Annotated in this window: 21 protein-coding genes; 7 read left to right on the top strand and 14 right to left on the bottom strand. The window is 40.1% G+C overall.

The window, feature by feature from the left end:
• Positions 1 to 161: 161 nt before the first annotated feature.
• From F0226_RS03050 to F0226_RS03035, 4 genes are all read right to left on the bottom strand, one after another.
• Entirely contained in the window at positions 162 to 2,033 is a 1,872-nt protein-coding gene (locus tag F0226_RS03050) for a methyl-accepting chemotaxis protein (RefSeq protein WP_171734233.1), read from the bottom strand.
• Positions 2,034 to 2,429: 396 nt separating this feature from the next.
• Positions 2,430 to 3,800, bottom strand: coding sequence for a YjiH family protein (locus tag F0226_RS03045; protein WP_171734232.1), 1,371 nt, complete (start codon positions 3,798 to 3,800; stop codon positions 2,430 to 2,432).
• Between the two features lie 319 nt (positions 3,801 to 4,119).
• Positions 4,120 to 4,785, bottom strand: a complete 666-nt coding sequence (locus tag F0226_RS03040) for a YoaK family protein (protein WP_171734231.1) — start codon at positions 4,783 to 4,785, stop codon at positions 4,120 to 4,122.
• Positions 4,786 to 4,983: 198 nt separating this feature from the next.
• The gene (locus F0226_RS03035; protein ID WP_171734322.1) at positions 4,984 to 5,403 is read right to left on the bottom strand and encodes a GFA family protein; all 420 of its coding nucleotides are present in this window, start codon (positions 5,401 to 5,403) and stop codon (positions 4,984 to 4,986) included.
• A 125-nt stretch (positions 5,404 to 5,528) separates the two neighbouring features.
• Between F0226_RS03035 and F0226_RS03030 the strand changes: the two genes are divergently transcribed.
• The 3 genes from F0226_RS03030 (at position 5,529) to F0226_RS03020 (ending at position 8,219) form a co-directional block, all read left to right on the top strand.
• Complete coding sequence (locus tag F0226_RS03030) at positions 5,529 to 6,176, top strand: hypothetical protein (RefSeq protein WP_171734230.1); 648 nt, start codon at positions 5,529 to 5,531, stop codon at positions 6,174 to 6,176.
• Between the two features lie 134 nt (positions 6,177 to 6,310).
• Positions 6,311 to 6,607, top strand: a complete 297-nt coding sequence (locus F0226_RS03025) for an isoamylase early set domain-containing protein (protein ID WP_171734229.1) — start codon at positions 6,311 to 6,313, stop codon at positions 6,605 to 6,607.
• Between the two features lie 334 nt (positions 6,608 to 6,941).
• Positions 6,942 to 8,219, top strand: coding sequence for a peptidoglycan DD-metalloendopeptidase family protein (locus F0226_RS03020; RefSeq protein WP_171734228.1), 1,278 nt, complete (start codon positions 6,942 to 6,944; stop codon positions 8,217 to 8,219).
• 101 nt (positions 8,220 to 8,320) lie between these two features.
• On the opposite strand, the gene F0226_RS03015 is transcribed toward F0226_RS03020, so the two are convergent.
• Together F0226_RS03015 and F0226_RS03010 are read right to left on the bottom strand one after the other, a co-directional pair.
• Positions 8,321 to 10,156, bottom strand: a complete 1,836-nt coding sequence (locus F0226_RS03015; protein ID WP_171734227.1) for a bifunctional diguanylate cyclase/phosphodiesterase — start codon at positions 10,154 to 10,156, stop codon at positions 8,321 to 8,323.
• 160 nt (positions 10,157 to 10,316) lie between these two features.
• Entirely contained in the window at positions 10,317 to 11,234 is a 918-nt protein-coding gene (locus tag F0226_RS03010; protein WP_171734226.1) for a LysR family transcriptional regulator, read from the bottom strand.
• Positions 11,235 to 11,341: 107 nt separating this feature from the next.
• On the opposite strand from F0226_RS03010, the gene F0226_RS03005 reads away from it, so the two are divergent.
• The 3 genes from F0226_RS03005 (at position 11,342) to F0226_RS22655 (ending at position 13,431) form a co-directional block, all read left to right on the top strand.
• Positions 11,342 to 12,550 carry a multidrug effflux MFS transporter gene (locus tag F0226_RS03005; RefSeq protein ID WP_171734225.1) on the top strand — a complete coding sequence of 403 codons (1,209 nt, stop codon included), beginning with the start codon at positions 11,342 to 11,344 and terminating at the stop codon, positions 12,548 to 12,550.
• A 178-nt stretch (positions 12,551 to 12,728) separates the two neighbouring features.
• The gene (locus F0226_RS03000) at positions 12,729 to 13,079 is read left to right on the top strand and encodes a hypothetical protein (protein WP_171734224.1); all 351 of its coding nucleotides are present in this window, start codon (positions 12,729 to 12,731) and stop codon (positions 13,077 to 13,079) included.
• A 217-nt stretch (positions 13,080 to 13,296) separates the two neighbouring features.
• Entirely contained in the window at positions 13,297 to 13,431 is a 135-nt protein-coding gene (locus F0226_RS22655) for a hypothetical protein (RefSeq protein WP_301338142.1), read from the top strand.
• Positions 13,432 to 13,647: 216 nt separating this feature from the next.
• On the opposite strand, the gene F0226_RS02995 is transcribed toward F0226_RS22655, so the two are convergent.
• A complete protein-coding gene (locus F0226_RS02995) occupies positions 13,648 to 14,265 on the bottom strand; it encodes a glutaredoxin (RefSeq protein WP_171734223.1) in 618 nt (205 codons plus the stop codon).
• A 62-nt stretch (positions 14,266 to 14,327) separates the two neighbouring features.
• Entirely contained in the window at positions 14,328 to 15,206 is an 879-nt protein-coding gene (locus tag F0226_RS02990; protein WP_171734222.1) for a DMT family transporter, read from the bottom strand.
• A gap of 258 nt (positions 15,207 to 15,464) precedes the next feature.
• Here F0226_RS02990 and F0226_RS02985 point away from each other — a divergent pair, with 258 nt between their 5' ends.
• Positions 15,465 to 16,481, top strand: coding sequence for a succinylglutamate desuccinylase/aspartoacylase family protein (locus tag F0226_RS02985; RefSeq protein ID WP_171734221.1), 1,017 nt, complete (start codon positions 15,465 to 15,467; stop codon positions 16,479 to 16,481).
• Positions 16,482 to 16,651: 170 nt separating this feature from the next.
• On the opposite strand, the gene F0226_RS02980 is transcribed toward F0226_RS02985, so the two are convergent.
• From F0226_RS02980 to F0226_RS02955, 6 genes are all read right to left on the bottom strand, one after another.
• On the bottom strand, positions 16,652 to 17,578 hold the full coding sequence (locus F0226_RS02980) for a porin (protein ID WP_171734220.1): 927 nt from the start codon (positions 17,576 to 17,578) through the stop codon (positions 16,652 to 16,654).
• 297 nt (positions 17,579 to 17,875) lie between these two features.
• On the bottom strand, positions 17,876 to 18,598 hold the full coding sequence (locus F0226_RS02975; protein ID WP_171734219.1) for a thioredoxin domain-containing protein: 723 nt from the start codon (positions 18,596 to 18,598) through the stop codon (positions 17,876 to 17,878).
• A gap of 211 nt (positions 18,599 to 18,809) precedes the next feature.
• Positions 18,810 to 19,421: a protein disulfide oxidoreductase gene (locus tag F0226_RS02970; RefSeq protein ID WP_171734218.1), complete on the bottom strand. Its 612-nt coding sequence runs from the start codon at positions 19,419 to 19,421 to the stop codon at positions 18,810 to 18,812.
• 3 nt (positions 19,422 to 19,424) lie between these two features.
• On the bottom strand, positions 19,425 to 21,494 hold the full coding sequence (locus tag F0226_RS02965) for a protein-disulfide reductase DsbD domain-containing protein (RefSeq protein WP_171734217.1): 2,070 nt from the start codon (positions 21,492 to 21,494) through the stop codon (positions 19,425 to 19,427).
• Positions 21,495 to 21,602: 108 nt separating this feature from the next.
• Positions 21,603 to 21,995 carry a hypothetical protein gene (locus F0226_RS02960; protein ID WP_171734216.1) on the bottom strand — a complete coding sequence of 131 codons (393 nt, stop codon included), beginning with the start codon at positions 21,993 to 21,995 and terminating at the stop codon, positions 21,603 to 21,605.
• Positions 21,996 to 22,231: 236 nt separating this feature from the next.
• On the bottom strand, positions 22,232 to 24,031 hold the full coding sequence (locus F0226_RS02955; RefSeq protein WP_171734215.1) for a bifunctional diguanylate cyclase/phosphodiesterase: 1,800 nt from the start codon (positions 24,029 to 24,031) through the stop codon (positions 22,232 to 22,234).
• Positions 24,032 to 24,583 lie beyond the last annotated feature (552 nt).

The raw sequence follows: 24,583 nt of genomic DNA, 5'->3' as shown, positions 1-24,583 counted from the left end.
ACCACTTCATCCAGCAATTGTCGCCATATCTATCAATAATTTAATTCTGATCAATTCTGTATAGACTTAGAAAGTAAGTCGCGAGAGCGCTCGCGACTTAGTATGAGTGCCAAATGTTGTACTTGGAGAACACTATTTCCTTATGAGGAACTAGGCCTTGATTACACTGTAAACTTGTTTAAAAGCGCATCTTGCTCTTGTACATTTTCAGTTTGAACTTGCATCGCTGCGTTGGCTTGCTGAGCTGAATTGGACACTTGGGTAGAAAGGTCTTTGATTTTCACTGTGTTATTGTTGATTTCTTCTGCAACCAGACTTTGTTCTTCGGCTGCGGAAGCGATTTGAATATTCATATCTGAGATTTGTTGAATAGAATCACGGATACGATCTAACGATGAATTTGCTTGTTGAGCGCGTTCAACAGCGTCAGTTGCAGTGTCTTTACTTTGATTCATTGCTGCTGATACTGAGCTTGCTCCAGCTTGTAACTGCTCAATCATGCTGCGGATTTCAGTGGTTGATTGCTGAGTACGTTGCGCTAAAGTTCTAACTTCATCAGCTACCACAGCGAAGCCCCTGCCTGACTCACCAGCTCGCGCCGCTTCAATCGCTGCGTTTAATGCTAGTAGGTTAGTTTGGTCTGCAATGTCGTTGATTACTTTTAGAATAGTCTCAATATTTGCTGTCGCCGACTCTAATACTTTGACTTCTTCCACGGCTTGGTCAATACGAGAAGATAGGTTATCAATAGCTTGTGTGGTATCACTCACTACTGTCGTACCATCAATAGTTGCTTCATCAGCATCTTTAGCCGCTGCCGCCGCACCTTGTGCATTATTAGCAACTTCAGTAGCGGTCACCGCCATTTCGTTCATTGCGGTTGCTAGCTGCTCTAACTCTTGAAGCTGCGTGTTCATCGCATTTGCAGATTCTTGAGCACCGATGACGGTCATTTCTGTACCGCGTTTAATTTCTTCACCAATTGCTTTTGATTGAATGATTTGGTTTTGTAGATTTTCAGTGAAGGTATTGAAGCCTTTCGCTAGTTCAGAAAACTCTTCATCAGTATTGGTGTCTAGACGTTTGGTTAGGTCACCTTGACCTGAAGCTACATCGTTAATGGCTTTATTGAGTGTTTCAAGCGGGCGCATTAATACACGGATTAGCATAGTCAGCGCTATTACACTTAAGACAAGAGCAATAAGGGTATAGATAATTGAGCTGTTTTTCAGGTCAGAAATCGTAGCAAAAGCGATAGATTCATCAATGATAGTACCAACATACCAATCTTCGCTTGGGATGTGAGTGAAGTTAACCAAGAAGGTTTTACCATCCATGTCAATTCTTTGCTGCTGATTATTAATGGTTGCTTGAGGTAAGTAACTTGAAAGCTTTTCACCATTATTTTTGGAATTTGGGTGGGCAATAGTGGTTCCATCTGATGTCACAAGGAATAAATAACCGGCATCAAATAGGTTCACTTTATTGACCAGTGTTGCAAGGTTAGTAAGCTCTAAATCGTAGAACATACCCGCAGTGAATTTGCCATTATCTTTAACAGGTGTACCAACGGAGATAATTACTTTGTTACTTGATGCGTCCACATAAGGGGCGGTTACGACAAGGCGGTTTTGGGATTTTGCATCAATGTACCAAGGGCGAACTCTAGGGTCATAATCAGGTCCTGCGACCCATCCATCATCATTTTCAATAACGAAACCGTTTGCTTCATAACCGAAACCTACAGCTAAGAAGCTGCCTTTAAGTTTTGGCTTTTCAAGAATGGTTTGTACGTAGTCGTGATCTTGAGGGTTAATTTCAATCACTTCAGTAGTGGATTGAGCCAGCGCTTTTTTCGCGGACATTTCAGATACAACGGTATTTTTTACCCCGGCTACCATTTCGTTCATGCTAGCGTTTACGTGGTTTTCAACAGCACTTCTTACGGTATACAGTTGCTGTATTGAAAGTAATGAAACGGTTACCAGCAGAAGCGTAGATGATGCTGCAACAACCTTATGACTAAACTTCATAGAACGGTCCTCTCAATAAGCTTAGCGAAATAAGCTTAAGTAATAATTATTGTTTTTATGATATCGGCAAGTACATGACATACTTAATGACATTTTTACACTTGCGGTTACAAAAATACAACAGAGTGGCAAAGAAAAATACAAAAACATTCATTTTTGACTACTAGAGCCTGTTTTTTAATTGAAGTTGAATATTTATAATATTTTAGTGAATAACCGTCTTTAAAATAAATGGACGTGTAATAAATGAAGGTAGGATTCTCAAGGGGTGAGTGGGAATGATAATTATGCCTAATAGATACAGTGCTTGATTGAATATCAACAATTATCTTTGGCTATTAAACGAATAAAGCCTCATATAAATGAGGCCTTGTATGATTTGTGCTCTACTTGGTTTTAGAAAATCAAGTGTGCGACACCTGCAATTACTGGAAGCGTAATCAAAGTGCGTAGAATGAAGATAACGAACAGTTCAAGAATGTTCACTGGTATCTTGCTGCCTAGTAGCAACGCACCAACTTCAGACATGTAAATTAGCTGAGTAACAGACATTGCCGCGATAACAAAGCGTGTCATTTCGTTGTCGATTGAAGCCGCTAAAATGGCAGGAATAAACATGTCAGCAAAACCAACAACAATCGTTTCTGATGCAGCAGCAGCTTCAGGCACACCAAGTAATTCTAAAAATGGAATGAACGGTTGACCTAAAATAGAGAATACTGAAGTGTATTCAGCCGTTACTAGAGCAATTGTACCCATACCCATTACAACGGGTAAGACACCAAATACCATATCTACTGCGTTGTGTACGCCTTCACCAAATACCGATTTTGCTGATTTAACTTGTGATGCTTTGTTGATAGCCAGTTCTAAACCCCAAGAGAATGTAGAGTGACCTTCTGGAGTAGCATCAGCATCTTTCTTTGGAGATGTACCATCAATGAACGTGTCTTTCTTCATGCTAAGTGGTGGTAAGCGAGGAATGATAACCGCCGCGATAATACCGGCTAAACAAATCGCAGCATAGAATGGTAAGAATAGGTGTTCTAATTCTACTTGTGCGATAACCACTAGACTAAAAGTAATAGAGACAGCAGAAAACGTTGTACCTACAACCGCAGCTTCGCGCTGTGTGTAAAATTTGTTTTCGTATTGTTTACTAGTCAGCAGGATGCCCACGCTACCATCACCTAACCATGAAGCCATACAGTCAATAGCACTACGGCCTGGAAGGTTAAAGATAGGACGCATGATCTTACTTAATAGAGTACCGAACAGTTCTAAAAGACCGAAGTTAAGCAGCAGTGGTAGTAATAAACCAGCAAAGATAAATACAGAAAATAGCGTTGGCAATAGACCTTCTAAAACCAGACCGCCGGTATTTTCTTCCCAAATAGCTTCAGGACCAATTTGAAAGAAAGTCATGACTGCAGCTGTGCCACCGATAACACGAACAGCGAGCCAAAGTGGAGAAGGATTGAATAGACCTTCAAGAAACGGATCTGACTTTATGAAAGTAGGCTTGAAAATTTTGTATAAAATGGATGCTACAGCCATAAATGCAACAATTGCGGTAATTACAGAAACTAGGTATTCACCAAATATAGCCTGAATAGATTTCGCTAGAATAGCTACAGGAATGGTTAAGTCACCGTCATAGCTGATAGGAGCCATGAAAAGAAATAGACCAATGAGAGAAGGGATTAAGAAAATCCAGAAGCTGCTTTTTGATTTTGAATTGTTAGCAGCGTTGGTGTTGTTAAGCATTATAGGGTTCTCGTATTACTACTAGTAAAATGTTGCCTTTTCCGTGGCATTCAATCACTAAATATCCGTATTTTCTTATCGACCGCAAGACTACCTATAAATTAAGCCCCTTGCAATACTATTCAATGTATTGGATTAAATATTCACAACTAATATTCTTCAATAATAGTAAATATCAAAATATTGTATCACATATGTTGCAAATGTTTACTTTGTGTTTGGGTGAAAGAATGTGGACAGTTGACTTAAGTATGGCAAAGAATTAAGCATGGGCAGACAACTTTAGTATGACTGAGGAGTGTAAGTCATACCCTAGAGCCTAGGTATGTGCAGTAAAGATAGAAAGGTAAATCCAGTATCCGAAAGCAATGCAAAATGAGAACAGCGCAGGGAAGACAAGAGACATAATATCAAAGGACTGGAACAATAAAGCCCCAACTAAACCACCAGAGAGAAAACCCGCGATAATAAAGATAAGAAGCGTAGCTTTACGGCGATCAAATGGGTTTCCTTTGAGGCTAGACCCAAGCATGATCCCAAGATCGGTAATGATCCCTGTCATGTGTGTGGTTCGGATAATTGCACCGCTGTAGGTTGTGATCATGGCATTTTGTAAGCCACAAGCAGCTGATGCTAAATACTGGCCAGTGGTTAAGCCGTTAAGAAGCGCCCAGAGTGCCAGTAATAAAAGTGCCCCTTCGATACAAAGAGCAACACCATAGCGACGCCCTAATTTTAGCGCCTGATTGTCTATGAAGAATCCACTAAACGCCGATCCGAACATAAAGCTGATAATGATCAGTAATAGATGAAGTGAGGTTTGTGTGGGTGAGGTAAGGCTACTTCCTAGCAGAGTCATTGTGCCTGAGATATGAGAAATTGCTTGATGCTGAAAGCCCATAAGTCCAATAGCATTCACACACCCAGCTAACGCAGCAAGAAGAAGGGCGCCATATTCAATCCAGCGAGGGAGTTTAGATATCATGTCACATAGCTCAATTGAGAAAAGGGCAGAATTATAACGCCAGTGAAATGACACGCTAGCGTTATAGACTTGGAATAGTTGATCTAAAGCAACAGTACAGCGGTTATCTACTATCTACTATCTACTATCTATTAAGAGGTAAATCTATTTTAAGAGGTCAATAAAGTTACGGTTCAAATTTTAAGTTTCAAAATGAACTTAGTTGTAATGCTCCATTTGGCTATCAAACTTCACCCAGCCGTGTTTTCTTTCCTCATAAATAGAAAAGCTTGGAGTGGGGAAGTCTTGCTCTTTAAATAGCCCTAGCGGAATTACAGTAACCTCTGGTGAGGCTGTGATGCCTAATTGCATGGTCGTACCGCAATTAGGGCAGAACTGGTAGGTGACTTCATTACCCGTATCACTTATTCGGGAAAATGAAGTGGTTTCACCTTGCATCACCACCTGAGTAGCTGAAAACCGGACTTGGACGCCAAATACACTACCTGTGCGTTTCTGGCATTCAAAGCAGTGACAAACTGCCGTTCGAATAGGCTCACCTGTACACACAAGGGTTACAGCGCCACACTTACAGTCACAGGTTCTAACTTTCAAGTTTTTCCCTGCATGAGTATCCATTTTAGAAGTAATTTCCATAGGCAACTCTCGTTTTAGACGGATCCGAATAAAGCCTTATTGCTTATTATATCAAAGCGATTTATGGTCTGCACAAATTGGCATGGAACGAATCAATATAAGTCACTATGAAAAATAGAATTTTACCTATCCCACTAATCTTACTTATTCCCATTGTACTGCTGGCTATCGTGATTGTGGCGGGTGTGTATAGATTTAGCCTAACGGATGAAGAAATCTTAGCGAAATTCCCTTCTACGCATGTACAAGTTGATCCTATCGTCTTATCAGTATTTCAGTTAAAAGCGACAAACCCTTGGACAGTAAAAGTACCTGAAACGAATGCTTACGCTTTTATTGACGAAGTTATTGAAGAGAAAGGTATTGCGATTGGGGGGTACGATTCTGGAGTGGAAAGAGGAACAGTAAGTGTCGCGATAGATGAGATTCAAACCTTTAAAGATGTTCAAAACCCTGTGAGTGAGCCTTTATTTGTCGCACCTATGTGGGTATCGAACCAAGGTTCTGGCGTATTTCAATACATAGCGCTTTTTAAGTTTGATAAGCAAAGAAGCCGTATGATCTTAGTTGACCAATTATTCATTGGTGATCGCACGGCCATCACGAGCATCAAGATCTTACAAGAGACGGAAGGGAGCTATTCTGGAGTGGTTGAATTTCTTCAACATTCAGCTTCGCAAGCAAAAGCCGAATCACCAAATGAACAGAATTCCATAACGTTTACATTTAATAAGCAATCAATTGTTCAGCAATAAAGTTTTATGGAATGCGATGTTTTGTTGTTTATGTGAGCTAAATTACATATTATTATTCTTAGGTGTATGTAATTTAGACATTAAACGAGGAAAACACTTGGTGTCTGAAAGGTTTTTTCAAATGGAGCTTGCGAATGATTAATAAACGTTTTTTTAAAACTAAAGATGAAGTAGAAGTAACGTTTGAGCTTGAAGCTCAAGAGGCGACTTCAGTTTCAATTGTGGCAGATTTCCTTGATTGGCAAGAAACGCCAATGAAGAAATTGGCAAAGGGGAAAGTCTATAAATTTAAGGCTCGCCTACCAAGAGATGAACAGTTTCAATTCCGCTACCTTGTTAATGGTCAGCAGTGGGTAAATGATGCGAATGCCGATAGCTATATTCAAAATGGATTCGGCGAAGACAATTGCTTAGTAACCACTGCGCAGTAGTCATATATCAGTAACCTTAATGGTTACGTTGTTTCCACCTAGAGCGTAAATTTCGGGGTGATAGAAGGCAGAAGCTTACTTAGGCTTCTGCTTTTTTTTGTTCTCGATTTAGCATTCTTACTTTTGCTCAGAGACTGATATTTCAAGTGAACATTATTCCTTCAATCAATGACTAGTTATAGCTCTGTCATTAATTTAAACAAAGTGCGCCACTATAACTCAAGCACTTAGGTTCAGTTAGGCTGATGAGCATCATATTATGACATTTCACTGATGATTTATGCGTTCAAAAAGCATATCCTGTTGCTTTACGTTGCAGAAAGATCTCTTTACCGTGTATTCAAAAATATTTTCATCTCCGTTTTCTGAGCTTTCGTCACTAAAAAAATTAGCACTGCTAGGTTTTCCCATTGCAGCCGCTATGAGTGTCGTTATCAATGCTTCTGACTCACAACTGACTAAGACAATAGATTTAAACTTGCCCGATTCAACGGTCATTGAATCTTTGTTATCCCCAATTTCTGAGATTATTGAACCCCCGACGTTTGAGTATCAAATTCGCAGTGGTGATAACCTCAGTGGCATCTTTACTCAACTTGGTTTCTCATATCAATCGATGATGAGTGTGATGGAAACCGATCTTAACTTTCTTGCGTTAGATACATTACAACCGGGTAACCAACTTCGTTTTTGGCGAGATGAAGAGTCGGGTGAGTTAGTTAAAATGGAATTAATGTTCAACCTTGTAGATAAAGTTTTGTATCGCCGTTTAGACGACGGAAGCTATGAATTTGAAGACATCTCATTGCCTGGTGAGTGGGTCCAAACTCCTTTGGTTGGTGATATTCAAGGCAGCTTTTCAATGTCGGCAAATAAACTGGGTTTAAGCAGCATTGAAATTGATCACGTTGTTTCTTTATTAAAAGAGAAGATTAACTTTAGCCGTGACTTACGTGCTGGGGATAAATTCGAAGTTTTGCAGAAAAAGCAATTTATTGATGGTGTCCCTACTGGAAAGCGTGAGATTGAAGCCATTAAGATAATGAACCGTAATCGAGTATTAAGTGCTTATTTGCACACTGACGGTCAATATTACGATGCAAACGGTGACAGCCTACAACGAGCTTTCCAACGTTATCCTGTTGGTCGTAATTGGCGCTTAAGCTCCCATTTTAACCCTAAACGTTTACACCCTGTAACGGGAAGAGTATCCCCACATAACGGAACAGATTTTGCTACACCGATTGGTACTCCGGTGCAGTCAACGGGCGATGGTAAAGTGATTATGACTCGTAGCCACCCTTATGCAGGTAACTATGTGGTTATTCAGCACGGAACAACCTACAAAACTCGTTACCTTCATTTGAGTAAGATACTGGTTCGTAAGGGGCAGCAGGTTTCTCGTGGTCAGAAAATTGGTTTGTCGGGTAAGACAGGTCGAGTGACAGGTGCTCACCTTCATTATGAATTGATCGAGCGTGGTCGCCCAGTTAACGCGATGAAAGCAAATATTCCGATGGCGAATTCAGTGCCTAAAAATGAAAAGGCAAAGTTTGTTGCGATGAGAGATGAAGCTGACGCATTGCTATTAGAAAGAGAGCAAAGCTTATAGCTAGGCTTAATGGGTATCGCTGAAACAAATTCATATTCAATTAAACCCATTACACTAAAGTACTCATACCCGTAATTCACAATCTGTGAATTACGGGTTTTTTATGCAAATTTACTTTGTTCTTGGTGAGTGAGGTGATTAATCATTACAGCGGGCTTCTCGGGTTTTGAATAGTAATAACCTTGAATTTGTAAGCATCCCATAGAGTGTAATTTCTCTAACTCTTCTTGGTGCTCTATTCCTTCCGCAATTAGAGTAATATTCAACTGTTGAGCGAGTTGAATGATTAACCATACCACTCGCTCAGAAATGGCATTGCTCAATAAATTACGAATAAAGGTAGCATCTATCTTCAGGCAATCAATAGGGTAACTTTGAATGTAGTTCAAGCTTGAATATCCAGTCCCAAAATCATCCAGAGCAATCGTAAACCCCATTTCTCGTAATGAAGTCAGCACTCGTGTTACGTCATCTGTTTGGGTTAACAGCACCGTTTCTGTCAATTCAATAACAAATTCACGGGCTTCAAAGTCATATTTATTAATCATCTTGGTTAAATGGCTTAAGTATCGTTCTGCATCATTCAGTTCATGAGCTGAGCAGTTGATACCTAATTTTATTTTGTAACCAAGCCCTTTCTCTAACTGCTTTTTAGCAATGCAGCCGAGTTCCATAATACGCTCACCTAGTTCAACAATAAGCCCAGATTGCTCGGCTACTTTGATGAATTCTACGGGTGATACCATTCCGTACTCTGGGCTTTGCCAACGGCTGAGCAGTTCAAAGTAATCCCACTCATTTTGATTTTTACAAACTATGGGTTGAACAACTACATGCATTTCTTGATTCATTAAAATTGGGCTTGCGATTTCGCGTCTAATGGCTGCCACTAGCTGTGTTTTCCTATGGTAGCTCGCGCTTAAATGCGTATCGTAGCATTGCACCTGAATCTCAGGGTGTTGTTTGCAATCTTTAAGAGCTAAGCTGGTATTAAATAGCAGCTTCTCTATGTTTTTATCAACATCTTGAGTTCTAGCGATACCAATACTGATCTTAAATTTTAATTGATGCGTATTGTCGTAGTAGCCATTTTCTATTTTGTTCAAAATATTATGGCAAATTTTTATTGGGTCTGAGTCATAAGTGATGAATGCAAATTCATCTCCTGCAGTCCGAAAGGTTAAGGCAGAGTCTTGCACGCACGAAGTGATGGTGTCAGCCGTGAATTGAATCACTTTATCACCTATGTAGTTACCGTTTGCATCGTTAATCGATTTGAAGTTGTCGATATCAATAAAAGCTAATGTGAAAGGTTCGCTATATTGTTGAGTTATGGATTCCAAAGTGTCAGATAAACAGCTGCGGTTAAGCAAACCAGTAAGATTATCATGGGAGACTTCATAGCTAAGTTGATTGACCAGTTGCTCCGAGCGATCACTAAACCACAATTCCTGCAGTGTATGGTTAATCATGTTTGCAAACATTTGGTGGTGTCGAATCAGTTTTTGTTTATCTTCATTGCTGATTGGAACCGTAAAGGTGGAGTACAGCACTCCCATAACATCGCTGTTACGTGCTTTGATTGGTATTGCAATGTAGTTCTCGGAAATGAACTCATGATTCAGTGTGTTGTTAGGTAATGATTCTAGTAGCTGTTTGGTAAAGGAACAGTGCTTGCAACCTTTGTGTGATTCTTGGCTACAAAGATTATCGGTAATGGAATGGATGTTTACCTGCTGCACAGCGTCGTCAAGGACAACGACGACGGGTAATGTATGATCTTGAAAGTGGCGCTTTTCAATTATCCCAGTGCACTGGCTACCAAACTCGCGGTGCAGTGTGAGTGCGACAGCTTCGAGTAAGTCCTGCCCATCCAATTTTAGTATATGACTGATTGTGTCTAAGTTGACTGTATCGTTCAGTGAGAGTTTAGCCATAGAATGTTGCCTATCATTCATTAGTCAAATTTAAAAGCATCAAGTTGCACACTTCTAGTTATTACTATTGACGATAAGTAACCAATATTCAATCTTAATAATGAAATTGTGTCGGTTTTTTAAAGGTAATTTTCTTGCTTATTTTACTTTCGGTATATGCTCAGCTTAGCTCTATTGGGTGAGAGTACGTTTCTAGATCTCGTTCTTTATGTAAACGTAATTTAAGATAATCTAAGAACAACTTTGTACGGGTATGTTCATAATCAAGCTTTGGATAATAGGCGTATACCATGGCTTCGTCAGCTTTAATACCAGGCAATATTGGCACCAAAGTTCCCAGTTTCAATTCTTCTTTTATCATCGTTTTATTGGTGAGAAGGATCCCCATGCCGTTTTTAGCTGCGTGAAATAATGCTTCAGGGTTGGTTGTGGCAAAATTGCCACTTAAGGTGATCCTTTTCCCTTTTGATATTGTGACTTCCCTTGTGGTTCTTTCTCCCCAAATTAATGAGTTATGAGCTTCGAGATCTTGTTCATCAGAAGGGTGACCATATTTTTCAAGGTAACTAGGCGCTGCGTAAAAGGTCGCTTTATGTTCAAACAATGGCGTTTTTTTAAAGCTTAGCGAATTGAGTTGCTCTAATTCTCTGCTGAGCACGAGATCTAGGCTCATTTCTGGCAGTTGCCCTGGAACTGTGGTGATCAGCTGAATCTTGATATCCGGATACTGTTCAAGAAAATCGTTTAGATATTGGACTAAAAACTTAGAGCCGACAGCAATGGTCGCTCCAATTTTTAACAAGCCCGCTGGTGTTTGGTTTACTGAACGCGTTTCATCGACAATCGACTGCCAACTATCTAATTGCGCTTTTGCCCGTTGATAAAAAAGAGCACCAGCTTCTGTTTGGCTTATTGAGCGAGTCGTTCTTTTGAGTAATTGGGTGCCAATGCGTTCTTCTAACCAATTGACTCGCTTGCTAACTGCTGAGCTGGTGGTGTTCAGGCTTCTTGCTGCACCATTAAAACTGCCTTCATCTACAACTCTGACATAGCTTTTTACACTGAGAATCCAATCCATATTATTTCCTATTAGGACTTAATAAAATTCCAATTTGCTTGATTATCAATTATCAGCTTTGAATGTAAACTTAATTATGAATAAAAAGTACGCAATTAAGGAATTTAATGACTTCAGCTGCATTTAAAAAAGCACCTTTACTTCTCGCTATGATGATCATTGCTACTGGGCAGGTAGGGGTGAGTATTTATCTTCCTTCTTTACCCTTGATTGCGGCTGATCTACAGATAGCACAAACCAATGTTCAATTGTTAGTTACCCTTTTTCTCGTTGGGTTTGGTGTTTCTCAGCTGTTTTATGGTCCTATGTCTGACGCTATTGGTCGTCGCCCCATTTTTATACTCGGACAGGGGATTTATTTAGTCGGTACTATCGTGTGCTTAATGTTTTCTGATAACGCAACCGCTCTTGAATTAGGACGTTTGTTGCAAGGCTTAGGAGCGGGCAGTGCTTCTGTGCTCGGGCGAAGTGTATTAAGAGATAGTTATGATGGTTTACAGCTTACAAAGGCGTTGTCTTATATCTCGATGACAGCGTCTATTATCCCCATTGCAGCACCAGTATTTGGCGGTTGGGTGGCTTTTCATTTAGGCTGGCAAGCGGTATTCGGGTTTGTATTGGCGTACCTCTTTGCGATTTTCACTTTAGGCTTCTTTATTCTTCCTGAAACCTTGCCGTATGGGAAAAGCCGCTTTAATGTTTCGAAAGTCATTAAAAATTACGGTTCATTATTGGTGAACCGACAGGTAATAAGCAGTGCTAGCTATAACTGGATGAGCTATTTAACCAGTATTGTGACGTTATCTTTATTTCCATTTCTCATGCAAGATCAACTAGGGTTAACAACGGCTGAGTATGGGTCATTAATGATTATTCCATCTACTGGTTTACTCATTGGTAGCGTAACGCTTAATGTATTGAATCGTTATCTCAGTACTCAAACCTTAATGAGTATTGCGATTACAATTATGCTCTTGTCTGGCGCGTGGTTACTGGCGTCTGAGTTCAGTATCTTCAATTTGGTGTGGGCGTTTACTTGGCTTGTTATTGCTCAGGGTATGTCTTTCCCTTTATCAATCAGTATGTTGTTAGAACCCCATAAAAAGCAGGCTGGTGCAGTATCGGCATTGTCAGGCTCAATTCAAATGTGTGTTGCCGGTTTACTTGGTGGTTACTTGGTTGAGTCTTGGGTCGTCGACCATACTAGTTTAGGCGTTTTTTATATGATGGTTGGGCTGGGTATGGGCTCAGTGCTCTTCTCATCGTGGTTACATTCAAGAAAAATTGCCTTGGCTTCTACCGAAGCGGTTCTCTAGATAAACTTTGTACTTTGTACTTTGTACTTTGTACTTTGAAGATTGAAGATTGAAGATTGAAGATTGAAGATTGAAGATTGAAGATTGTTAGGTAAGCTTATTTATTCAGTTGGTAATTGCGTTGTAATTGGAGTGATGGTTTTCTACAATGCGTTCGTTAATTTAATAGGTAGGTATCATGCAGCACAATGAATTTGAAGTACTGGTTAAAGAGATTTGCAGTAAGCAAAACCTTCCAGAAGCGTTAGAGTTATTAAAATCAAATGAAGATACTGAAGTATCAGAAGCCGCTCTATCTTTGGTCGGTCAATTTGCATTAGCTGATGTTGAAAATGAAAAACGCATTTACCATGTAACAGTACAAGACAACGATGAAGGCGAAGAGCAAGAATTCGTTGAGCATGTAATGAATGAAGGTGACGATCTGATTAAGTTCGCTGCGTGGTTCTTTGAATCTATGTTTGAAGTAAAACCAAAAGATACTTACCAAACCGCAGGTAAGACTTATAAGCAGCCGAAACGAAGCTAGTAAGCCATCTTTTGGATAAGATAGTTATTGGAAAACATAGCTATTAGGAAAGATAAAAATCAGCCATGGTGCTGATTTTTTTATGCCTGAAATTCTCCCATTTTAAGTAATCTATAAATTAATTTGCATAAAAGTGTGATTTAAGTCTTGTTTTTGTCCGTTTTGAGAGTAAGATCACTTTATAGAAAACATACATTTATATTTTGTGGAGATAATCATGGGTTACGAACTAGGCAATGCATACATTGGTCAAATTGTGGCAAAGAACATGATGCACGAAGCTCTATACGGTAAATCAAAGCCGAAAAAAGTATCGTTCATCAAGCGAATGATGAAGAAGATGGCTAAATAAATGACCATCTACATAGTGGCTATTAAGCAGAGGATAACAACCTAGCCTTTATTTGTTATCTAAGAAGTAGTGACTATCTATGAATTCAACAAAGCCCTTAACCTCAGGTTTGAGATTAAGGGCTTTGTGTTTTTGTGCAATATGAATTTAAGAAAGCTTCTTAAATTCTAAGAAGCCACTTCATTTGCTTTATTAGATATGCACTGCGAATATTTGCTAGCTGGCGTTTTGGTTAGATAGGTCAACAACATTGTTAGGGATGCGATCTAATCCGTTATCTTTCATCCATGCTGCTAAGTTATCGGCTCCACCAACGTATTTACCTTCTAACCAAATTTGAGGTACGGTCACAGGTGTTTTTTCGCCTATGATTGCTTTGACTTCAGGGATCATTCTGTATAGTGCAGCACTGTCTTTAACGACATCATAGTATTTGTATTCGACACCGGCTTCATCCAGCATGTTTTTTGCTTTTACGCAGAAAGGGCAGGTTGCTTTACCGTAAACAATATTGCCTTTAAGAGTGTCCCTTTTGGTCCATTCTTTGATAACTGATTGAACGAGTACACCTCGGTTTAATGCTTCCCCTTGGCTTACAACCTTACCTTCGACAACAAGAATCGGAGCGTGCCACGCGCCAAGTTTTAATGGTTCCCACCAATGAGACAACCAATCTTTCACTTCAAGTTCTACTTCTACGTCAGCCAGTTCATTTTCAAATGTATCTTTTAAAATATCTTTGGTGAGTGTGCACTCGCCACATGGGATATTTACTTTAAATGGACCCCAACTTCCGCCCCAGCGGTACAAAGTAATTTTGATTGGTGTTGTCATTGTCGTTACCTCAGTTCAATTCGCTTAATAATAAAGAACGGGAGAGTTCCATATTAATTTCACTATTTCGTTTTTTTTGTTTCCCAACGAGTAATAAACGCAACGGATAAAATAATAATAGCAGCCCCTAGCCACAAACGACCAGGTGGTACCCAACTGAATACCAGCCACCCCGCTAATACATTTAGAGGCAATTTTGCATGATCAAAAGGTTGAACGAACGAAGCATCAGCCACGGAGTAAGCTTTCACTATTGCCCATTGTGCTAAAGCCGTCATTGCACCGGCTGCAACCAGGATGAGCCAAATGGAATAGCCTGTCGGCAGTTGCCATTCTGGTGCGGCTAACAAAATGTTGAATGGCGTAATCAGCAGCAGTAAATACATCACCATTGTCGAAGGCCCATCTTCAGAAGATAATTTCTTCACCATTAATGAGTAACATGCCCAAAAGAATGCCGCTCCAACAGGCAGTAAGGTTGCCCAGTTAAAACTGTCTGCCCATGGTTCGAGAATGATCATCGCACCAACAAAGCCCGCTAATGTTGCTCCCCAGCGTGCAGCGCCTACTTTTTCTTTTAGAAATAACCCAGAACCAACGGTAGCAAAGAGTGGAGATGTCATTAATAACGCAATGCCTTGCCAAATAGGGACAGGGTAAGCGAGTGCCCATAACCAAAGCTGAATACCAATCACCGATAAAAACACACGCAGAATATGCATCTTCAAGTGGTTAGTTCTTAATGAGCGCATGATGCCAAGAGTGCGTAAATAAGGGAGGATGACAACGAGCGCGATTGAATATTGGATGACGGCAACGGTTGTTGATGGAAGTCCAAAATTGATGCTGGCAACTTGAGCTAGGCTATTGACGATAGCAAAAGCAAGACCTGCGGTGAGCATCCAGCTTGCGCCTTGTAAGGGGTGGTGGGGTTGACTCATAATTTACTGAACCATGCATATGGTGCGATTAATAATAGAATCCCAGAATCATACGACTAATCATGCAGTAATCCAATGTTTAAACTTTGGCTAAGTTGTTCGAATTGTTGGAACAATTGGGTTTTGTCTAGAGGTGGTGATAAATGAATCAGTACTTGTTCCGTCAATAATATCCTCTATGATGAGATGCTCAAGTGACCCTCATTATCTTGTAAAACCCTTTTCATCAGCTGCAAATCAGAAATCACGGAGTGATAAATGAGTACCGAATTTTTAGACGATGTTTTACAAGGTAGGCGCGTTATTACCTCTTTGAACGTAGACGATTTACCTTCCGGTGAGCATCAATTTTGGTTTCAAGTGACTAGTGACGGTTTAGGTCAGCCCAAAAATATGCCGGTTACTGTGTTTAAAGGGACGAAGGATGGTCCTAAACTTATGGTGACCGCTGGTATTCATGGTGATGAATTGAATGGTGTTCTTGCTGCTCAACAAATTGTTCGTGAACTTGTAGGTAAGGAGTTGTGCGGGACTGTCACAATTGTGCCAACGGTAAATCTTTCTGGTTTGCTGAATCATAGCCGAGATTTTATCTCTTCTGACCCAGGTTCGTGCCCAGCAAACCTTAATCGCCTTTTTCCGGGAAATGCAGATGGACTAGCCGCTGAGCGATTTGTTGCTTCACTTTGGGAACGCTTACTGAAACCTAATGCTACTTTTGCCGTTGATTTACATACCCAAACACGCGGTGCAGTATATCCACTCTATGTTTTTGCTGATTATCGAGTTGCTCAATGCAGTGAGATGGCAAGGTTGATGAAACCTGACTGTGTGTTAAATGATCCGGGTGACCCTGGTATTTTAGAAACGGTTTGGAACCGAAGTGGTATTCCAAGTATTACCATTGAAGTCGGGATGGGGAAATTTACCCAGCCGAAAATGATTCAACGTGCCGTTGAGGGTATTTTTAATATCTTAGCTTATTATAAGATGTTGGAATCCAACCATACTGCTCAATCCGTGACTGAAGTACCGCAAATTAATTGGGTGGAAGGTAATAAAATCGTATCAGTCAGGGCGGATGTAGGCGGTTTTATTTTGCCTCAAGTCGAACTTTTGCAGAGTGTTGAAGTTGGAGACCTACTAGCCATTCAATATGATGCTTTTGGTGACGAAAGTAAACGTTACTTAGCGCCATCTTCTGGCAAGGTGCTTAGCTATAATGTAGATGCACTCAGAGAGCCAGGTGCGCTTGTGGCTCGCTTGATTAGTTAATGGTTTTGTAAGTATTGAAAGGGATCGATTATCTGAGTTTGTATTTCGGATAACGTTTGGGAAATAAGCTTTAGATTCTAAAGAAAAAAGGCCAAGCAAGAGCTTGACCAAAGGACTGTGTTACGAGGGCAGTGTTACTAGAGTATGTATCCAGAGACTCTATTTACGAATTAGAAATCGTAACGAATACCAGCTTGAAGTTGGTCGTCTTTATTGTCTAACTGCTCAAATTTGTAGCCAGCGTAAGTACGGATGTGACCGTTGAACTTGTAAACGGCTTCGATTGCGAAGTTATTTGCTAGTTCAGTGCTCGTATCGTCATTTTCTGAGAAGTTATAAACACCAACTAGAGCGAGCTTCTTATTTGCTTTGAATTTTGCCGATAATTCGTAGCCTGTGATGTCTTCATCTGCAACAGAACCCATTGTGTACAGACCACCAACCGAGAATGCATCCATAGAGTATTGTGCAACTAGGTTGATTTGGTCGTCACTGTATTGACCGTTGTCTTGTGAAACATAACCCAAACCAAGGTCTAGCCCAATGTCTAGAGAGAACATACCTGCAATACCGTAGCTATCTGAATCTTTTTCATTAGCAGCGATGTAGTTTGCTTTCACTTTAAATTGGTCAAACTTGCCAGAGTAAAGGAAGTTGTTTTCACGCTTATCTTTGTTTCCAGAAACAATATCAGCCGCGTCAGCGCCGAAAGTTGCCATTGTATCCGTCACGTCAGTTAGCATAACTTGAGCAGAATCTTGCTTACCGTAAGAGAACTCACCAATATCAGTTCCAATACCTGCGAAGAAGTAACGGTTACTAAGGTCAGATGCGCCGTCGAACTCAGCTTCATACTTACCGAAACCGTAAAGACCGTCTGTTACTTGGGTTTTACCTTTTAGGTTAACACGTGCACGGGACTTATCTTTGAAAGAGCTATTATCAACGGTTTCATTGTTATCTGAAATGTTGAAACGAGCTTCAGCACGACCACCGATAGAAAGCGTAGTACCCTCTTTATCGTAAACTGTTGCTGCAAGAGATGAACCTGATACCAATGCTGATACGATTGCAGTTGCGATAGCTGCTTTTTTCATTTTACTTATCCTATTTAAATATCAATGAGGCTTCATGCCCGATTTGTTTTGATAGGAGTAAGATAATGTTTATAAATGAAAGATTGATTTCTAATTAGTGACGGTTAAGTGTCGGTTTGATTTCACTTTTATGAATGCAGTGAGAGTGATTTGTACTGTGAATAAAGGCGTAGGTTGTAGTGATAATTGAGTCAGCAGTGGGGAAAGCTAAGTGCTATTGGCTGCTTTGGCAGAGCGATTGAAGCTTGAATCTGAGTCGATAAAAAAGGGAGAGTAAGACTCTCCCATAGATTAAGTTTATTTAGAAAAGGCTTCTTTCACCATCTCTTTGAGTTTTTCGTAAGGCACATAACCTGGCGTTACTTGATCATTCATGATCATAGCAGGCGTTCCACCTAGACCCATCGCGGTGAAGGTTTGATAGTTTCTCGCAACAATCAATTCTTGCTCTTCAGTTGTGTTCAGTAGTGCTTCAGTTTTTGTCTTCTTCGCAATCGCATTTAGTGAACGTTTGTCGTGGCGACCATTCTTTGCAACCAATAGGTTGTGTACGTCGGCAAAACTTTCTGGTTGTTGCTTCCAAACATTAAGCGCATACAGTGCCGAATTAGTATCAGTTCCTGGGGCTTGTTGTTGCTGTAGAGGCACGTAGATATTAATGACTTTCAAGTCACTATTTTCTTGGCTTAGTTTCTCTAATGCTGATTCCAGTTTTTTGCAATACGGACAGTTATAGTCGGTGAAGTTGATGATGACAGAGCTGCCATTCGGGTTACCTGTAATGGAATGGGCTTTATTGTCGTACAACCAGTCGTGGCTTTGTGCTTTCACTTTTTCTAATTGAGCTTGTCCTTCCACATATTGTCCAAGGCTTTCATGCAAATTGCTGATCACGCTTGGATTGCTTCTTAGTAGCTCATTAATTTCTAAAAGCTGCACTTCTTGTGATCCTGTCAAAGCAGCAGATGCTGATACAGAAAATACGGCTGTGATAAGTGTACTAATAATAAGTTTTTTCACGGTAAATCCTTTAACTTTCATTGTTCTAATTCTTATTTAGAGCGCTTTATTTTTTATGAAGAACATCGATATAAAACAGTTCTAGTTAAGCGTCTCTAAATAGAGTCTGAAATTAAAAATGCGATTGTGGCACTAGACAAAGATGCTCTACGTAAGTAATGCTCTTTACAAACAGTGCCCTATATAAACAGTGTTCTATATGGATAGTTTGCTATAAAAATAACGTTCTAAACCAAAGCCCCCAAGGAGTGGTTACCCCACTAGAGGTGTGCTTTATTTCACCATCTTTAATGATCACGATGGTTGGAGTGACACTGATTTTCCAGTCTCGGTTGAAGTTCCCTTCGGTGTCATTGAGGACAGGGAAGTCATAATCTTTTGCCGAAATAAACCGGCGAACCCGTTCATCCTCTCCTGAGGAAAGTGCCACAGTAACGACTTGATGATCATTGGCAAACCAGTTGATAGTCGGACTGACAAATTTGCATGCACCACACCACGTTGCCCAGAAATAGACAATCACAGGTTCACCTGATTTGCTTTGTTCAATAACATCAATGAACTCACCTTGAACAGTCATCCCTGATATTGGTGGAGCTTTACCTGTTGGCATTTTCGCACTGTGATAAAAATCCATAGCGTAAGAAACGATGCCAACGATCAAGATCATATAGACGAGCTCTTTCGCCCATTTTTTTGCACGGCTCGGTTTCTTATTTTTGTTAGAAACCTTAGAGTGCTCGCCTTTTACATGAGTATCGTTTGACAGATCATCGTTTGATTGCGTTCCTTTAGGCAAAGAGTCTTTCGAGTGTTTATCCATCAGTTATCTCGCTGCATTTAAAGCTTGAGTTACGGTATCACTATTCAAGATGACGGGGAGAGGAATGCCACTTTCATAACTTGGTCCGTATATGATGTTAAATGGCACGCCGAATCGACCGTTACTCTGAAGGTAATCGGTGACACTTTTATTCGGTGTGGTCCAATCGCCTTTCATAAGAACAATGTCCTCCGCTTTTAAGTGGCTATACACTGGATCTTGTAAAATCACGCCAATCTTGTTGGCTTTACACGTAATACACCAATCAGCTGTGACATCGACAAAGACGGTTTTTCCCTGATTAACTAGCGCTGGAATTTGAGTCGCGTCTAATGGTTGCCAATTAAGGTCATCCACTATCGGCGTTGCCCAGTCATCAGCGGTTAAACTGCCTGCGATTAACCCCCCACCAAAAACAAGGGTGGATACCGCTATAATCGGAACTAAAACCTTACGTCCCAGTTTTACTCCAATCCAAATTAATACGCTGATCAGTAATCCAGCAGTTAAGACGATAGTCGGGAATAGCCCAATAAATGGAGCCAGTAAGCTGCTTAGCCATAAGCTGGTGGCAAGCATCATCATTCCGAACGTTAGCTTCACTTTGAACATCCAGTTACCTGGCTTAGGTAAGAACTGAACCATTTTTGGGAATGCAGCAAAGAGTAACCATGGAAAGCTCATGCCCACGCCGAGCGCAACAAATATAGCCCACAGCTCTTGGTAGCTTGCTCCTAAGGCATAAGCGACAGCAGTACCTAGAAACGGAGCACTACAAGGCGTAGCAAGCAATGTTGCGAACATACCTTGAATAAAATGACCTGAGTGCGAGTTATTTCCTTTCAAAGCCATCCAAGTATTTAGGCTTGATGGGAGTTTGAACTCAAATAAACCAAGTAGGTTGGTCGCAAAAATCGTGGTCACAAATAGCATAAACGCAATGAACCATCCGCTTTGGAATTGAATACCCCAACCAATCGCATTGCCGCCCATTTTCAGAATTGAGATGCCAAAAGCTAAGATAGCAAATGAGGTAATAATACCTGCTGCTGAAGCGATGAATGATCCACGAATATGACGAGAGGATGCCCCTTGATTGCCGATCATACTATTGAGCTTCATGCCAAGAACAGGAAGCACACATGGCATAATATTGAGTATTAATCCGCCAATGAGAGCAAAACCTAGCATCGCAAGGAAGCTGTTATTCGTTTCTTGATAAATGATAGGCTGAGAGCCGACTTTACCGGTTAATTCACTGGCAAAAGTTTCATCGGAAATAGTGATCGAAATGTTACGATCGACAAGGTTGGTTTCACCTAGCCAATTGCTTACATCAAATACTGCCGTGAGTGTATTTCCTGAAATATGCAGGGTAGGTTGTGCAAAGAACTCATCCAATACCTCATTGCCATCGATTAAAATCTGAGGGTTTTCCCAGGCTTTAGTATTGGTAAATTGAGCGACAAGTTGCTGCTTTGCTTCATTCCAATACAGACCTTCGGTTGAAACATTTTGCTCACTAGCATTTGAATCTACTTTTACAGGGGTCTTGCTCATGCCTTGGTTAAATATGAACATGGCTTCTTCATCCAACTGCAATGATGAAGGGTTGATAGGCAAGGAAATATTGTAATCAGTAAGGACACAAATATTTGTGCAAGATGGCAATCTTAATTTGGCATTAAAAGTGGCACCTTGAGTGATGTCATCTAACGTGAGAGTGATTGGAAAACTAACGTGAGATTTGTAGCCTAACGTCATTACACCAAGTTGCTCGTAATATTTAGGAACCGGCCAGTGCCAATCTACGGCTTTAATATTGGTTGACTCAGACCAATCCCATTCAGGTGCAATCCCACCTTCTCCGGGGCTACGCCAGTATGTTTTCCAATCGCCATCTAAAGCAATATCTAGAACGGCACTGACTGTATTGAGTTCAGGGTTTTGTTGACCTGTAGACATCATTCGAAGTTTCACAGGTGGATGCTCAGGTGCTGATATCCAACCTGTACTTTGTGCGAATGATATTGAAGAAAAGCTGATGAATACAGCGAATACATAAAGCTTCATACAAGCATGAAACTTAGCTTGCACGTATCGCACAAGCCTAAAAAATAAGTGATTTAGCACTAAAATTGTCTCCGAAAATAAAATAAAAGAGTGATTGGACCCGGTTATTTATTCTCGAAATATACAATAAGTAAGATGTAGGCGGTGTTTTGAAAGCTGGAAACCTCTTTGCTCTTCACGAAAACGTCGCAAAGTATCAGGAATAACACTGAATATGACTATGGTGAGCAAAAGGAAACTGGCGAGCCAGTGCAGCTTAGGCGCGGAAGAAGTCAGCATTTTCTCGCTAAGGCTACAAGGTTCTTTTGTAGGAAGCTTTTTTATTTGCTGGGAAGAAGACCCGCTAAAAACGGCTGAATAGAGCTGTGCGATCTCATGACTGTTTGCCGATGATTGATCATCACGAGTTAATGCCGCATCTGCATAAGCAGTGCTTGGTGTGATAAGTGATATTGTGGGTGGTGATTGGCTAGACAGCAGACTTGCCAGACAAGTCAGCATGACTAATCCGGTTAAAAAAATCGACCAAAGCGCATGCTTTTGTAAGCGATTTTGATTTGTTGGTAATAGGGCTATCTTGCTGAGCAAAGAGATCACAATAAATAGAAAGACCGAGCAAGAGTAGTGAATTTATTCAACTTGGGCAAGATGAAGTTTGTCAGTGAACTGTCATGTTCGCTGAACTCTGCCTGAATTGAGCGCTAGGTGTATGAAGCTCACTGTGATTTATCATGTAATCAGTTGATTATTAGCTCTGTTTTTAAATTCCTTGCTTCCAAAAGCCCTGATAAATCATCAACTTCTAAAGGTCGGGCGAAGTGATAACCTTGGTAATGTGTACAAGATTCATCGGCAAGCAAGTCTAGTTGGGCTTTATCTTCCACACCTTCTGCTATCACTATCTTTCCTAAGTTATGCCCGAGTTGAATGATCGTTCTAACTATCATGTGATCTTCATGCCTTTGCACACATTCATCAATGAATGACTTGTCAATTTTCAATACATCAATTGGGAGTTTCTTTAGATAATTTAATGAAGAGTACGCAACGCCAAAATCATCGATTGCAACGGTTACCCCTAGCTCTCTTAATTGGTTACAAGCGCTGATGATGTTTTCTGGTTGCTGCATTAATGTGGTTTCAGTAATTTCTAATTGCAATAAATGCGCAGGAAGATCGGCTAAATTGAGTGATGAAGTAACCAAAGTGTAAATATCATCATGGGCGAATTGCACTGTTGAAACATTCACAGAAACACACAGTTCATGCCCTGCATTTTGCCAAGCTTTAGCTTGTTTGGTGGCTTGTTCTATAACCCAGCGACCAATCGGAATAATCAACTTACTTCTTTCAGCTATTCCTATAAATTCAAAAGGAGAAACAACGCCTAGTTGAGGGTGGTGCCAACGAATCAAAGCTTCCGCTCCGCAGATTTCGCCTGACTTGATATCCACTTTAGGTTGGTACAGTAATTTAAACTGATCATTTTCGATGGCAGCAGCAAGTTCGGTTTCGATCTGATGTTGTCGGATGGTTTCATCTATCAATTCATGATCGTACCAACGAATCATGTCTTTACCTTGTGATTTGGCTTTCTTAACTGCGATGTCGGCATTTTTACTTAGAATTTCAGTATTGCCCATTGCGTCTTCAAGCTTTGCGATTCCCGCACAAAATTTTAATTTATAGGTGTAAGGATAGATTTGATATGTGTTTGCTGCTATCTCGCTCAATTGGTTCTCTAAGTTTTGTAGCTCCAAAACTAAATTATCTTTTTGATGATAAATGATAATAAATTCATCACCGCTTAAACGATAGGATGAAAGGTTGTCAGAAGATAGTTTGAGCAGTTGATTTGCAAAAAGTGACAGCAATTTATCACCTTTGTCATGCCCAACACTTTCATTTACTTCTTTAAAGTTATCGAGATCAATTTGGATTATCGCGGACTGCTGTGAAGCACAATTTTCCATTGCTTTTAATGCATCAAAGTATGCTTTTCTATTTCCTAATGAGGTAAGGAAATCGGTTAAGCTTTCTTTACGGAATACCAACATTTGTTCGCGAAATTTTTGCTGGTAGTAAGTCATGATTGTGGCAAACACCGTAATGACCACCACCTCTATGGCATCTTCAATAAATTCCTCAAACTCAGAAGGCGGCAGTTCATATAAATAGCTACAAATAAGCACGCCACCTGCAGCTATTGGCCACATAGAGCCAGGGAATATAATGATATAAAATAGAGGAATAAGGATAAAAGCTTCTTCAATAGCATCGAGTTCGAGTGGCTCAAAGTAACCACCAATTAGAATGATGGCCATAGAGGTGATTGCGGCTATTGCTTTTATTCGAGGGTGGGTGTGGAAAAATGCAAGTAACATACAAGCGGGGTAACTTAGGTATACCCAATTAACGAGTTGATGTTCAGAAATAAGAGTGTGCGAGACAACAGCAATCGCGGCAATAAAGCCAAGGGTGATAAGGGATTTAATTCTATCAGAGCTAATAGGGTGTGAGCCTAAAAATTGGGTCATAGGGTATCCTTATAATGTACCTTGATAACTATATTAATTTGGCTCTACTCTCAATACCTGCAAGTCAAACTTAGGAAGTACTTCAAGGATATAGTGAGAAGTTTTGTGCGCCTCTCACAAAATCCTTAGGTGTAGTATCTAAAGTTGTACTTACTAAACAGTCACTTTTTACTTCTCTGCCTAATTATACGGCATAACAAACCGTTATATGTTCTGTATCCTCATTTTTAATCGAATTTAACCCTATATTTAAGTCATTTATGAGTATTCTTGATTGTAAGAAAATATGTCATTTATTAAGTGGTGATGTTACTTACTTGTTTTATATCGCTAATGCATTTTATTTTTAGAGTCTTTTATAGATGTAATTAAGTATTACCAAGAATAATCACAACATTTATAAAAACAAAACTATAAGTCATTGTTATTAAATATTTTTTATTTTTAAATTTGTTTTTTTTATCTTTTATATCATTTAATGAAACTATCTGAGTTATCTCGATTAGGGTTATGTCACTTGTTAAGAACAGGTAACAACTTCCGTTAGGGTGA

Origin of the sequence: Vibrio sp. 99-70-13A1 (assembly GCF_013114625.1) — a bacterium.
Lineage (GTDB): Bacteria > Pseudomonadota > Gammaproteobacteria > Enterobacterales > Vibrionaceae > Vibrio.
The sequence above is the reverse complement of the archived record's forward strand: the minus strand, read 5'-3'. Positions and strand labels throughout refer to the sequence as shown.